Raw genomic sequence first — 14,406 nt, 5'->3', positions numbered from 1 at the left:
TCAGCTTTAAACTGTCGGAGTTTTTCAATAAAAGGAGGAGGATTTTTACGCTATTTATGAGGGAAATCCTGTAGGAAAATAGCTTACTATTGCTCAGGATAAATTATCTACCCCACTCTTCGCCACCTGGTAATTCAGTTAAATAATCATCTAAAACTGCTGGCAGTTCTTTAGCTGAATAGCGGTAAGTCAGACTAAGTAAACTATTGGCAGTCAAAATCAGCTGTGGTTTATCCAGCCTCTGGGAAAGTTGAGACCGCCTTAACTCTCCATTGAAAACTTCCAGACTAGCAGGAGCGATCGCTGCTTCTAGTGCTTCCTCTAATCTGGGCTGCCATTGATCAAGCTTAATATAATAGGAGGTTTTATTATCTTTAAGATTAAGCTTTTTAATTTCCAGAATTGAACTGGCAATTGAAGCTGCCCAAGAATTGGTTAAACGCTGCTCTACTTGATTTTTAATTAAGTGGATAAATAGCCTGACTAGGAACGAATCAATATTACGCAAAATTGCTTGTTTACTCATCCCTTCTAATTCATCGACAATTGCTAAAGCATCTGCGTATCGTCCTTCTATAATGCTAGTTTTGAGGTCTATCAGTTCTTGTGTCATAGGTAAGGACAAAATTTGGGTGTTAGGGAGTAGGGAGTAGGGAGCAGGGAGCAGGGAGCAGGGAGTAGTTAATTCAAAATAGGGAAGTTTGATAACATTACTATTATCAAATTTTAAAGTAGAGGCATAAAACTAATTTGGTTTTGATATTCATCTAACTAGCCTCTACTGTTTTAGTCTTTTGATAGGCAGCCTCTTTTTCAGCTTTAAACTGTCGGAGTTTTTCAAGAAAAGGAGGAGGATTTTTACGCTGTTGTTCGCGCATTTGATGACTCCACAGTATATATGTCATTTGACAGACACGATCGGTTTACCTACCAAGCACGGGGTTCAAAATCAGGGGCATTGCTAATCAAAACACTTTCCCCCGCTTGTTGGATCACAAATAACCCCTGGTTATAGGCAAACTTATCAACATCCCCATCAATTTCAATGGCAGCCACAGCACCATACAGACGATAGTTTTTGTAATGGGGCATGATTGTCTTAAATTGTTCTAAATTAGTCAGGAATTGTCGTAGATTCTTCTGGGTCAGGCGAGATTTTACTTCCACCGCCACTGCCACATTGGTATTGACTGCCAAAATATCGATTTCCAGGTTCTGAGATCCTGCCCTTGCCTTTACCCGTTGGAATATGGCAGTGACCAAAATCCCCCGTTCTTGAAACAGACGAACCACCGCAGGAGCCACCAGGTTCTCCACAAAGTTGCCCCAGCGACTGGTCAAGGCATTAACGGCCTGATTCGTCTGAGCCGCAATAGCTTCCACGCGAGCCAGCCGTCGATCCGCCTCAGCCGCCCGTCGATCAAATTCAGCTCTTGATTCAGCCAGGTTCTGCTGAAATTCATGGCGAGACCGTTCTAAAGACTCCCGCAGAATTCGCTCAGTTTCCTGACGTTGACGTTCGCTCTCTTGAAAGAGTTTATAGAAGTCATCTAAGGTAATTGAGTCAGTCATGGCAGGGCGTTATCCAGGTCACTTAATCGAGTTTAGCAAACCCCGTAGAAGCAGTGCCTTTTGCCCGGTGACTTATCTTTGAAAAAAGAAAGTGCGATCGCAACATCCATCGCGATCGCATCCCATAGTTATTCAAGCAAGAAGTGAGTAGTAAGGTATGTTCATAACCCACCCATCCCATTAACAATTCCCTCTTCTTTCTTCCCTGTTCCCGACTCCCGACTCCCTGTCCCGACTCCCTACTCCCTACTCCCTGCTCCCTACTCCCGATTCCCGACTCCCGACTCCCGACTCCCTAAAATCCTAACCAAATTGAGATTCAATAATAGCGATCGCATTAGCAATGCCATCTTCATCCCGGATTTGTTTCCCCAAGGCTTCAGCATTTTGCCGAATGGTCTGGTTTGTCGTCACTTCGCGGATAGCAGTAGCCAGCTTCTCGGCAGTCAATGTCTTTTGGGGAATCGGTTTACTGCCGACACCAAGGGCATGAACACGCTCGCCCCAAAAGGGTTGGTCCCCAAAAAAGGGACAAATGATAGTGGGACGACCTGCCCGTAAGCCAGCAGCGGTTGTGCCAGCCCCACCATGATGCACCACTGCCGCCATACGGGGGAAAAGCCAATCGTGGGGAGCGCTATCAATTTTGAAAATGCTGTCTGGCAAGTCAGCCACTGCCAAGCCACCCCAACCGGTAGCAATAATACCCCGCACATTGGCTTGCTGTAACCCTTCAATCACAATTTCCGTCAACCGCTGGGGATCTCGTCCAGCCATACTGCCAAAACCGACATAAACCGGAGGATTACCAGCATCAAGGAAATTCTGTAACTCAGCCGGTGGTTGCCATGTATCTTGTTCCTCTAGAAACCAGTAGCCGGTTGCCATCACACTCTCAGGCCAATCCGTAGCTTCATCGCACACAAACTTACTGTAACAATATAAAACCGGAATCTGTTCACCGGTAGTGGTACGCAGAATATTAAAATCCCCCCGTTGGGGTGGCAAATCATGGTCAGCTCGCCACCTTTTAACAGGTTTGCCTGCTGAAAACTCCATTAATCGATTGACGAAGCGATAGGTCAGTTTGTTATACCAGCCCCCTAAAGGCCATTTCGGGAAGCCCATGTTAGGAAATTCAGCGGTAGGCACCAGCATCGGCAAGGGAACCGCCATGATCACTGGAATGCCCAATTTTTCGGCGAAATGAGGGCCCCCATAGGTTTTGGGGTGGAAGATGATCAGATCGGGGTTGGCTTTTTGTGCGGAATTCCAACTATCATTAAGCATCATCCGTTGCATGGGAGCAACTTGTTTAGATAACTTGCGAGTGAGTTTGATGGTTTCCCAGAGGTTGGTCGTATTTTCCATGGCATCCCGACCTTGATCGGAATTGATCAGCTTGATCATCTCATCGTTCATATAGCCATAAGTTAAGCCATGCTCCCTGATGAATAATTCAAAACTGGCACTGGTACAGACTGTGACGGTATGTCCTGCTGCTTTTAAACCTTTGCCCAATGCTACATAGGGCTGGACATCGCCACGGGAACCGAGAGTTAGGATAAATACATGCATAGGTCAGTTATCTGGTCAACAGCAATGGAACATGTATCAACCTCTCAAACACACACAACAGCAGTTTGTGGAGGAAGCATCATCCAAGAATTCCTCTTAATTATAAATATTCCATTATAAACATGGAGTGGTAATCCGTCTATTGCCCCCCTCACCGTAAGTCCTGTTTTAATTTTCAAGTTTGAATTTACAATGGATATGAACCCAAAAATACTGCTTTCAAAGTCGGAGACCAATTAGCTGCTCAGATGGAGAAACCCGATGCCTCGTAATACTCGTAATAGTAAAACGGCGTTTACTTAATTTTTCACAATGATATGGAGTAAGGGATGAAATACGTTTTACAGATTTTTCAAATTATCAAATACCCCTATGTCAAGCATGCACTCATTTTAGTAACAGTACTATTATTAATAATTCCTGACCTCATAGAACCCCTTATTATTCAGAATATTTTCGATAATGTTTTTCCAAACAAAGATATTAATTTATTATTTTTAATGGTTTTAGCTTTTGGGGTAGCCAGGATTTTTTGGTTTTTACTAAAAATATTTGAGGACTATTTATCTGCTTCTTTTGGCCCGCAAATAATTTTTAGAATAAGACAAAAATTATATTCTCATATTCAAAAAATCGATTTTATAACCTACAGTGAAATACCGAATGGTGAACTGGTATCAAGATTACTTAATGATGTTAATTATTTAGAACATTTTTTATTAGTAGTTTTCCCGAGTACAATCGAAAATATATTAATTGTATGTTTGATAAGTATATTGTTATTTAAGTTTAATTGGCTTTTAGCTTTAGTATTAATTCCCCTATCATCTTTATTGAATTTGGCCTATAAAATTAAAGAAAAAGAGATAGAGAAATTAAGCGCTATCAATCGAAAATATATTTCTGAATTTCAAAAATTTTTTAACGAAAATATAGAACTACACTATTTGATAAAGGTGTTTGGTTTAGAAAAAAATAGATTAATAAAACATACCAAAATTACCCAAAATTATATAAGGAATAATATTAAATTTGTGACGTTATCCAAACTAGTAGAATCTTTGGGAGAACTTATACCTCTAACTTCAAAAATTGTTTTATATGGATTAGGAGGATATCTTCTCATAAATAATCAACTTACCTTAGGTAGTTTAATTGCTTTTGACTATTTATTGGGTCTTATTGTTGAGCCTTTATCTTCTGTTTTTAAGGTTAATCTAAAGTTACAAGCTACCATCCCAGCTATCAAAAGGATTCTGGAATATTTAGAACTGGACACAGAAAAAGAAGGAGATTTAACAGTCAACAAAATCAATTCCTTTAAATTTGAAAAAGTTAATTTTGAATACCAAAAAGGTCAACCCATTTTGAAAAATATCACTTTTGATATCAAAGCAGGTCAAAACATCGCTTTTGTAGGAAATTCCGGTGCAGGAAAAACTACAATAACTAATTTATTATTTAGATTATACAATCCCAAAGAGGGTTCGATCAAGATTAATGATATTGATATTAGCTCTCTAAAAATCAAATCATTAAGGCAAGCTTTAGGAGTCTGTTCTCAAGATACATTGTTATTTAATACAACAATCAAAGAAAATTTAAAGTACGGAAACTTAAACGCAACAGACCGAGAAATTATAGAAGCTTGCCAGCTGTCACATATTCATCATTTTATTGAAACTTTACCAGAAAAATATGAAACTATAGTTGGGGAAAGAGGCATAAAACTTTCTGGAGGACAAAAGCAGAGGCTTGCAATTGCTAGAGCAATCTTAAAAAATCCTCAAATTTTAATTCTGGATGAAGCCACATCTCATCTTGATAGTGAATCAGAAAATATTATCCAAGAATCACTTAAAACAGTTGCCGAAGGTAGAACGACAATAATCATTGCTCATCGATTATCCACAGTGGTAAATTGCGATCGCATATTTGTTTTGAATCAGGGCAAAATTGTCGAAGAAGGAAAACATCAAGAACTCCTTAAAAGTCAAGGAATTTATTATAAACTTTGGCATGAACAATTTAGATTTGATCCGATTCAGTAACTCTTCTGAGTATTAGTCTGTCTTCTGGATATGCTCCGAAGTCTTTTGTTAGTAAGTAGGAATTATTTGGGGATTTAATGGCTAAATAATCCTTAGCCTGTTCCCAAGACTCCAATCTTTGCATCCAATGCCGATAGTACATCATAGCGACAGTTCTAGCACGGGCAGCTTGTGCTTTAGTAAAGAATAAGTTTTCATTCAGTTCAGTATCTATACTCATTAGATTCATGAACATATTTTTGGCATGCAGATTTTCAGCAAATTTTTTATCCCAAGGCCAAATACTGGCTTTTTTGATATTAATCGGATTCCAGATGGTATCTGGAGCTATCCCCAGGCAAGGCTTATTAAAATCTTTACCATGTTTACCAAGGTGATACAGTTGAAAACAATGTCCTAATTCATGGCTAAGAGTACTACCAGCTTCACAGTCATATTTTTGATTAAGGTAGTTGGCTCGATCGTATCCTAAAGTATCAACAATCAGGCACAAAAAACCAATTTTTCGAGGATAAAATTTGCGGCGATATCGGATTTGGGGCAAATTGGCATAACCCCCAAGATTGCGTCTGGATAAATCCCGTTGCATTAAGATCGCAACATTAAAACAGTTTGGGGATGTGGTAATTTCATCAATCCACTTTCCTTTGTTTGTTTTCACTGGATTGCGAGTATGGACTTCGGAAATTCCAGTTAATCGAAACCGAAATCCCATGGCTCCAATGCGGTCAATACAAGTTTGGTAAAAATCCGAATAAGGTAATAAATAATTGCGCAGATGTTCTTTAGCATACTCTGCCCCTTCCATAGAAAATTCAAAATTTACCTTTTCCAGATTCTTTTCAATTAACCATTTCAAGTAAGCTCGATCGTTATTCTTTTTGATTGAGTCATAATCTCTCTGAATGTCGTAATTATGATTGGGAAGAAACTGTCGTAAGTCATAGGCTAAAATCTCTGGGTGGTCGATCAGATCTATGATATAGTCTTCTTCGCTAAAGTTAACTAGATAAAAATGAATTGGAAACTCCCAAATATAGGAATCATGGATAGGCAGCAGATCCGGAAATTTTTTTTTCCGAGTTAGCTCCATGATTTCTAGGAAGTCTGCAAATGATTTGGAGCGGAAATATTGATACAGAGTGAATTCCCGACCCTCTTGTTGATAAATTCGCTGATTGAAGAATGTTTCATTAACTCTAAAATCGTAAGCAAAGAAGATATTGATAAATTCCTCGATACTGTTGTAAAATTTACCCCGAATGCGATCGGTAATTTCTGCTATTCCTAGATAACAGTTGATTAAAGGATCTAATTGATTGATGTCTAGGGTTAGAGGCAATTTAGGCATTATCGCAGAAAGCCGTTGTTTAAATGTAAGCCAAAGATATTTTGTAACAGATACTTTTGAGCCAGATTGAACTCTAATTTATAATCAAATATATTTGAATTAATTTAATATATCTATCGAATTTTTATTATATTATTGTCTGCTGTCGTAAAGCATCTCGTTTCTCTTTCCAATTGCAAATAATCGGTTTCATGGTTTCCGATTTCATGTATTTTTCCCCTTTTCTCGCCTCCATTCTTTCTAAGAAAGAATCAATATTGGAAACATTCATAAAATCATGGGACAAGGAAATAGAATCTGATAAAGTTAAGGTTTGATGAGACCAACCATTTGGTAAAATTAATACTTCACCTGGTTCGAGCACAAAATCATAAGGCGCAGATGCGTTCATATAAAGCGGATATTTAACTAAATCGGGATTGGTTAAGTCAACTTGACCATCGTACATCCACTTTGTATCTTCAGGTGGGTGAAGTAGCCACCTTTTGCGACCGGAAATTTGAGCAGAATACACATGCTGTCCTAATCTATCCGTATGATTGGCAATCCCAGAACCTTTAGTTCCCATAAAAATCCAGGTCAAGGCATTTAATTCTTTTTTAGGTAGCTCTAAAATCCAATCTTTTTCCTTGTTGTTCAAGGGTTCAATTGTATCAAAATCTTCAGCAAGGATGTCATAAAAGTCATCCAGACACCACATGGAATAATGGGGTTGGTCGAAGTTGCTTTCCAGATACTTTCTTAATCGTATTTTTTTAGACTTATCGTCGTGACCATGGAAATACTGAATGAAAGCATTGCCAAACCTCTCTCGAAAATAATCTAAATTCCACTTGTGCAGAGCTGGCCAATGATTGATTTGATTCTGGAGAATAACTGCTTGATGAGGAATGAGGTATTTTTCTAACAACTCTTCAAAAGAAATGGAGTAATAAATACGCTCAATAGGAGTCGTTTTTCTTTGGGTAAGTTGAGCAGCCCAATTTGCTTTAATTGACTGACTGGCGCGATAAAATGTCTCTACTTTAGGATCGATATGGTGAGATTTATTGAGTTCGGAAATATAATGGTGATAATTTGTCTCATTGACAAGATCGTGGGTAATAGAAATAGAATCTGATAAAATTTCAGTTTGATGCCACCACCCAACGGGAATAATTAAAATTTCACCAGTTTCTAAAATGAAGTCGAGGGCTTTGGCTTCCTTGAAATTAGGGTATTTTTCAATCGATTCTTCTCGTTTTAACCAGTCAGCTTTACCCTCATACATAAACTCAGATTCTTCTGGAGGAGAAACAATCCAGCGCTTTGTGCCCATAATTTGAGCTGACCAGAGATGAGTCCCCATACTATCTTGATGATTCTTAATGCCCGTGCCAGTATTGCCAATAAAAATTACATTCATGTCCCCATGAATAGTTTTGGGAAGATCCAATAACCAGTTAAATTTAGTATCGGAAAGAATTGTCCCGGCAAGGGGATAATCTGGGGAGAGTATGGGAAATAGTTCTTTGGTATATAGGCTAGAGTATAATATTTCTCCCTGTTGCATTTTCGCAAACATTTTTTTCAATCTCATTTGAGATGACTTAGCTTCGTTGCCAGAAGGGAAAACATTGGTATAAATGTTACCATACTTTTCCTGAAACCAGGAAAAACTCCACTTCTTGCTTGCTTCCCAGTCATCAATTAGACCTCGAATGATAACCGGTTTTCTTTTATAAAGATAATCATCAATAATTGTGCGACTAGTTACACTAGCATCTAGGTAATCTATGCTTTCGTTAGGATAGTAGTTTTGGAGGATTTTTTCGCCTTTAGACATGGGATTTATCCTGGTTTTTATTTCAAACTCCAAACCAAAGCTTGTTTCTCTGGTTAAACATTAGTAAAATAGTAGAAATTTTATGGTTTTGAGCGTATTTTTGGATCCGTTTTAGTTTTTGGCCAGGATTCTCTTCATTATCAAAAATAGTTTGCAGAGCTTCGGTATCATCTGCCGATAAAGCAAATGCATTTTTTTGAAACATTTTCGAGAGAACTAATAGTAATTCCGAATTGGCTTCGTAAAAGGAAAACGAAAGGGCAATATTGCGTTTAAAACTCTCCACTGTATGCCACCAACTACAAGGAATGTAGAGGACATCTCCGGGATGGATTTCGGTTTCATACAAAGTTGCCTGTTCAAAAAGAGGATATTGTTGGTAATCTGGTTGATGAATATCAATAGGTGAATAGTTGGCATTTTCCTCTCCGCCTTTTGGATACATATAAGCTGTTTGGGCAATATCGACCAGCGTCAACTTCTTATATCCGCTGACCTGGCAGAGGAGATTCTCATACCAGTCATGGTGAAAGGCAATACGATTTCCTCCTCGGGTCATCAACATGCGACGTCTGGAAAATACATCAAAGGCATGGAAGAGATCGATATCTGGGACATTCTGGATCAGAGCTGGGAATAGCCAACTACCAACAAAATAGTCGGTTTCCCCTTCTGGAAGGGTTAATCTCTCTAAAAATCTGGAAAAAGGCATATAAACTTTCTCAGCATCGTCGAAAATTCTCCCCTCAAATTGATCTCTGGATGTTTCGACATCTACTGTCTTAAACCCCACAACCTGCTCCAAATACTCATTTGTCCACAGGTGAATGGCATCCCAGTGTTTTACTCCTCCGCAAATAACTAATGGAGTATTCTTTTGCACATAGTTTCCGTAGAACTCCTCTTTGGATATTTGTTCGACTTTGGGAACCCTCGCTCTTTTATTTTTTATGTTGTAGCTGGATAATATATTCATCGCGATCGCTTTTCCATAAGTTTACTCAAGCTCAGTAGGTACTATGACCGTAGAGAATATCAAAAAGGCTTTCTTCTATTAAACGGCGAAAAATTTGATGAAAATAGTAAGAAGTTCCCTGCTCTTTGAGGTATTTCCGGTGATATTTTTTCAGTTGAGCGTTACGTTTAGAAGCTTTTTCTTCAGATCTAATGATGGCAAGTAAGTCGTTCTTTACCGATTCATCCACCGGAAGGGTGTCGCAGTCTACCAATTTCTCTACAACATTGAGCCGTTGAGCCATTGTCTCGTTGATGATGTAAGACACTGCAATATTCCTGCCAAAGGACGTTACGCGATGCCACCAGTAACAAGGAACATACAAAATATCGCCTTTTTTAATGCGAGCTACGTAAGGAGTGGCATGGTTTAGGAGAGGGAATTGCCCAGAATCCAGCCGATCGAGATCGATAGCAGAAATAAACTGTTCAGGGGTTGCCGGATACAGGTACTTGAAATCGGTGATATCAAACAGCAGGAATTCTTTTTCCCCATCACATTGGCACATGATATTTTCATTGTCGTCATAGTGCAAATGGGATTTTTGACCGCCATTGCCCCAGAATAACGTCCTTCTCCTGGAAATAGGGAAGGTCTCCAAAACAGGATGAGTTCCCAAATCTTGATGTAAAACAGGAAATAGGTTCTGGTCTGAAATATAGTAATTCTTATCAATACTTTTATAGCGTTCGATGAAGTCGGCGACGCTCATCTTTTCCTGAAGACTATCTTTAAGATTTACCTTTCCTTCCTGATAATAGGAAAAGATATAAACCTTGACTGGTTGTTCTCCGACGACTTTTTTTAAATAGTCGTCTTCCCACTGCATGGCCTGCCAATGCTGAATACCTTGGCGAATAATGACGGGGCGGTGCTTGGCAACATACTCATTGGCAAAAGTTTCATTATCAATCGTTTTGACTTCCGCTACAGGAATTGGATTTTTGAGGTTTATTGGATGATGGTTTGATCGCTGTTCGATCGCGTAGCGTGACCGTAGGTCAATGCTTAAATTTAACATAATAAGTATAAGTTATTATAAATTATGCATTTATTTATTCGGTTAATTCATACTTCAAAAATTCCAGGGTTTATTCGATAAAAATTTTGCATCAAATATAAAACTGGATAACTATAGTTACCTGAATGAAGTTCACTTTTAACCATAGGCTTAACACGTTTAAACGCATTATAAACAGGACTAATATCCTCTTGTTTATTTTTTAAATATTCATACAAAAGACTAAGTTTTAAATATAAATAGAAAATATTCCACTCCATTAAACCACCTTCATTTTGCAGAACTTGCTGAGTATTAATCGCCGTTTCCTCTCGATTTTCTAACATAGTCAGCATAGTCTGTTTTTCTGATTCAGAGATAGGTAAAGCATCGTTTTTTACTAACTTTATATAGGCCATTAATTGCGAAATCCGATCGGTTCTTACATAAGACAATGCCATGTTCCTGCCTTGGGAACGGACGCTATGCCACCAGTATCCGGGAACATATAACATATCCCCTGGATAAAGATGAGCATTATATCTGGTGACTTCTTTAAAGAGGGGAAAGGCTTGATAATCCACATTATTCACATCTACTGGCGAAAAGTCTGGACTATCTTGATGATCGTAAGCATACATTTTGCGAAAATCTGCGATATCAAAGAGAGGAAACTCTTTTTCGCCATCAATCAAAACATAGATATTTTCCTCATCGTCATAATGGAGTGGCGCATATTGTTCTCCTGCACCGAGAAAGAATCCAGTTCGCTTATGATAGTGCTCTAACCGATTGAATCCCTCCAATATTTCATGGTTGCCCATGTCTTGAACTAAAATACTCGGTATATCGGAGTCATTAATGTAATATTGAGAATTATCTTGATAGTGATCTAAAAACTCACCAAATTTCATATATTTCATGGGAGATTGGTGGTTAAAACCAAAATCATGGCGAATAGATGTGGTTTTAAAAATTTTTCTATTGCCAGCAAGTTTAGCTAAATAATCATCAGAATGCCATTTTTTAACAGCTGGCCAATCTTTAGCCCCACCTCGAATCAGGCACGGAGTATTTTTGAGGAAATAATCTTGATAAAATTCGGCTTGGGTAATACTGGTTAATACAGGTACTTCTCTTTGCATCGCTCCTAGCACCGTTCTTTGATAATTAGGTGGATATCAATAAAATTCCCCTAGGGTGAGAGGCTGATAAATCCTCAAAATAGTCTCTCTAACTAAAACAAAAATCCTTCGCAGTTGAGAATCCCCGCATTGAATTGGCGGGGATTCCTATAAACCCAGCGTGGTCAATTGAATAAGAATTAGACGGCGAATAAATTCGCGCCCGTCGTCATTCAAACTCACAATAAAACCGGACTCTCCCTCGGACCATTAGTGACAAGTTAAGATTCTATAGGATTTGTCATAACTTGTCATCCACCCCGGTACTAATTACGACTCCGACGACGTAAGCGAAATGCAGCAACAGCTGCATTTTCATTTAGCATCTTATTGGGGATAAAGGTGCTTAAGGAAACATCCGCTTTCTGGTTGTATTTAAGTTCCACATAGTTGGGATTGCTCTTCAGCACAGGAACAGCAATATAGGTCGTGCCGTTGATATCAATCTCGCTCTTATGGATACTCAAAGATTCGTCAAATTCTCCCTCTTCAGGAGTGTCAGTATCATCCTCTTGATCATCAATATCCATTTCCCGATCTAATTCGTTATCTAGATATTCTGGATAATGCTTGAGGAAGTCTACAGAGACATACAATACGCCGTCAATTTCAACTTCGTTACCAAACACTGATAGGTTGTCATTCGTAGTAGTTGCACTCATAGTCTATTTATCCTACTATCAAATTTTGTTGCCAAAAATAATACTATTATACAATGGGGTATTCGAGTAAAAACATAACAATTTCTTAAGAAATTGTTATGTTTTTACTCCTGATTCATTCTTGCAGTTCTCAATTGGGTGAGGTCCCTTCGTCTTGGGTTAATGGGAGCAGGGGGAGAAAGATAATGTTCTGGATATCGTAAGTGTGGGCAATTATCCTGATTTGATCTAATTCCTCTCCATGATCAACTTGAAGGGGCTAATCCCTGTATCCCAACCCTCACCAAGCACGGGTTGAGACCTAGGACTTACTGCTCCCCACACTCGCCGCTCCCCCGCCCCACAGTCCCCACACTTCCCTCGACTAACTATAGGGTACCTAAATCAATTGTGATAATTTTTGATGCCATATTCCCTACTCCCTAGTTCCTGTTCCGTCTTCCCTGTTTCCTGTTCCCTCTTCCCTTTGCCATACCCACTGGACAACGCTCGATGTGCTCCTTGATCACCCAAGTTGGTTCACCATACCTGATGTAACGGCCATCATAGGGTTCTTGACACATGGAGTCGAGAGTTTTACAAGTGACATTATCGCCGTCGCTGGTACAGACAAAGTTTTGGAGGTGTTGTTGCGCCAGTTCCAGAGCGTCAATCACCACATTTTGCCGAATCAATTTCCGCGTCATGGACAAGGTTGGAGCGGATACATACCCCTTAGGGTCGGCCTCAGCTTCGGAACGATATTGTTGACAAACAACTTCAGTCATAGGCAATCCATCACCATCGCAAAGTGCCATGCGCCGGTGCCTGGTATTGAAGACAATGGGCTGCTCGTGGATGTCACTGTCTTGGCTCTCAGAGATGGTGCGAATAGAAACTGCTGCGTTGACAACACCAAGGTCGTCCAATTTATTTTTGTCAACCGGTCCGGCGTTTCCGGTAACTGCAATGGAGACCATCGCCCGACTATTTTTCAAAGCACCGGCAGCCATTTGTCGAGCCGTGGTTTCGGTATAAACATCGCCTTTCTTGACCCCGAGCATCTTGCGCTTAGCATCACTATCATAGGTGGAAAATCCACCGTAGGTGTAGGAGCCATAGAGGGGAATGTTGACGATGGTGGAAATAATCATGCCACTGGTCAGAGACTCCGCTGTGACAACATTGAGCTGCCGTGCCTTAATTTCTTTCAAAAAGCTTTCAGCTTTGTCATTCATCAGAGGAGTGTAATCAATGGACATATAATCTACTGTACTGCAACCGTTGTTTAGGTACAGTAACCCTCGTAAGCAGGTTTGAGCCGAGTTGCTGGTATCGGCCATTGCTAGTTGGACACCAAGCACAAAGGGTAGGATGAGCGATACCAGTACCATCAAAACCTTTTTTTTCCGCATTTTTGACCGTCTTTCTCCAAAAGATAATTAAATCAACTCTGATTACACTATCAATTCTTGGGTTGTATCAGCTGGTCTTTATGTGAAGTACCCCAACCTGCTTGACCTTTGGTCACGCGGGGCGCGTTCGCTGAGGTTGGGGCTTCCAATTCTCAGGTCAGTTCAGGGACGGTCTTATTCGTCTTTTGGGCTTCCCGCTTCATCCGCCGACGCCTCTACCAGAGGCGCGCGCCTGCTGGAATTGGTCTTACTCAGCGTCCACAGGCAGACATCCGCCTTCTAAGGACGTATAGTTTTTTTTTCGACAGACTCACCTTGGAATTACGACTCTATGGTCAACCAGCCGGGGCTTGTCTCTTCCCGGAGACGAAACCTTAGAATAAGGCAGCCTTAATCATAAAGTTTTAACCCTTTTACGCATAGCCGACCAACCATAAAGGCTGCCTTATTCTTGCGGTAACTTCTGACCCTGAGCTCTGCTAGTACTTTGTAGACCTAATGGTCTGAAAACTGATATGATATCAGACCGTTTGTAAGGTAGCCTTTTAGTCAGTCAGGCGGGTCAGCAACCAACTTTATTATAACACAAATTAAAATTATTGTAATTTGTCGTCTCGCTATCCATCCCCACCGGTCGCAGGGTTGGGGAATTCCGCGAGTTTTGTTAAATTTAATGGTTTTGACAGCAAGGGAGTAGGGAGTCGGGAGTAGGGAGTCGGGAGTCGGAAACTTCGGATTAAAAATTATCACAATTCATTAATAGACCTCTTGCCA

At 39.8% G+C, this 14,406-nt stretch carries 13 protein-coding genes; 1 reads left to right on the top strand and 12 read right to left on the bottom strand.

Going from position 1 to position 14,406, the window contains the following annotated elements:
• Nucleotides 1–103: 103 nt before the first annotated feature.
• The 4 genes from F6K37_RS17050 to F6K37_RS17035 all read right to left on the bottom strand — a co-directional run bounded on the left by F6K37_RS17050 (nt 104) and on the right by F6K37_RS17035 (nt 3,150).
• Nucleotides 104–613 carry a DUF29 family protein gene (locus F6K37_RS17050; RefSeq protein WP_287251325.1) on the bottom strand — a complete coding sequence of 170 codons (510 nt, stop codon included), beginning with the start codon at nt 611–613 and terminating at the stop codon, nt 104–106.
• 314 nt (nt 614–927) lie between these two features.
• Nucleotides 928–1,572 (bottom strand): hypothetical protein, encoded by a 645-nt coding sequence (locus tag F6K37_RS17045; protein WP_008190263.1) that lies wholly within the window; start codon nt 1,570–1,572, stop codon nt 928–930.
• 22 nt (nt 1,573–1,594) lie between these two features.
• Nucleotides 1,595–1,753 (bottom strand): hypothetical protein, encoded by a 159-nt coding sequence (locus F6K37_RS17040; protein WP_154659964.1) that lies wholly within the window; start codon nt 1,751–1,753, stop codon nt 1,595–1,597.
• 122 nt (nt 1,754–1,875) lie between these two features.
• Entirely contained in the window at nt 1,876–3,150 is a 1,275-nt protein-coding gene (locus F6K37_RS17035; protein ID WP_287251323.1) for a glycosyltransferase, read from the bottom strand.
• A gap of 329 nt (nt 3,151–3,479) precedes the next feature.
• Here F6K37_RS17035 and F6K37_RS17030 point away from each other — a divergent pair, with 329 nt between their 5' ends.
• Nucleotides 3,480–5,201, top strand: a complete 1,722-nt coding sequence (locus F6K37_RS17030; protein ID WP_287251322.1) for an ABC transporter ATP-binding protein — start codon at nt 3,480–3,482, stop codon at nt 5,199–5,201.
• Here F6K37_RS17030 and F6K37_RS17025 read toward each other — a convergent pair.
• The 8 genes from F6K37_RS17025 to F6K37_RS16990 all read right to left on the bottom strand — a co-directional run bounded on the left by F6K37_RS17025 (nt 5,179) and on the right by F6K37_RS16990 (nt 14,382).
• Nucleotides 5,179–6,552 (bottom strand): bromodomain-containing protein, encoded by a 1,374-nt coding sequence (locus F6K37_RS17025; protein WP_287251320.1) that lies wholly within the window; start codon nt 6,550–6,552, stop codon nt 5,179–5,181. The genes F6K37_RS17030 and F6K37_RS17025 overlap by 23 nt on opposite strands.
• 127 nt (nt 6,553–6,679) lie before the next feature.
• Nucleotides 6,680–8,377, bottom strand: coding sequence for a cupin-like domain-containing protein (locus F6K37_RS17020; protein WP_287251319.1), 1,698 nt, complete (start codon nt 8,375–8,377; stop codon nt 6,680–6,682).
• Nucleotides 8,378–8,399: 22 nt separating this feature from the next.
• The gene (locus tag F6K37_RS17015) at nt 8,400–9,353 is read right to left on the bottom strand and encodes a cupin-like domain-containing protein (RefSeq protein ID WP_287251317.1); all 954 of its coding nucleotides are present in this window, start codon (nt 9,351–9,353) and stop codon (nt 8,400–8,402) included.
• 31 nt (nt 9,354–9,384) lie between these two features.
• A complete protein-coding gene (locus F6K37_RS17010) occupies nt 9,385–10,413 on the bottom strand; it encodes a cupin-like domain-containing protein (protein WP_287251315.1) in 1,029 nt (342 codons plus the stop codon).
• Nucleotides 10,414–10,460: 47 nt separating this feature from the next.
• Entirely contained in the window at nt 10,461–11,537 is a 1,077-nt protein-coding gene (locus F6K37_RS17005) for a cupin-like domain-containing protein (protein WP_287251314.1), read from the bottom strand.
• 305 nt (nt 11,538–11,842) lie between these two features.
• On the bottom strand, nt 11,843–12,238 hold the full coding sequence (locus F6K37_RS17000; protein WP_071102741.1) for a hypothetical protein: 396 nt from the start codon (nt 12,236–12,238) through the stop codon (nt 11,843–11,845).
• A gap of 422 nt (nt 12,239–12,660) precedes the next feature.
• On the bottom strand, nt 12,661–13,632 hold the full coding sequence (locus F6K37_RS16995) for a CinA family protein (RefSeq protein WP_287251311.1): 972 nt from the start codon (nt 13,630–13,632) through the stop codon (nt 12,661–12,663).
• Nucleotides 13,633–14,181: 549 nt separating this feature from the next.
• Nucleotides 14,182–14,382, bottom strand: a complete 201-nt coding sequence (locus F6K37_RS16990; RefSeq protein ID WP_287251310.1) for a hypothetical protein — start codon at nt 14,380–14,382, stop codon at nt 14,182–14,184.
• Nucleotides 14,383–14,406 lie beyond the last annotated feature (24 nt).

Origin of the sequence: Moorena sp. SIO4E2 (assembly GCF_010671945.1) — a bacterium.
GTDB lineage: Bacteria > Cyanobacteriota > Cyanobacteriia > Cyanobacteriales > Coleofasciculaceae > Moorena > Moorena producens.
This window is presented reverse-complemented; position numbering and strand designations above follow the sequence as displayed.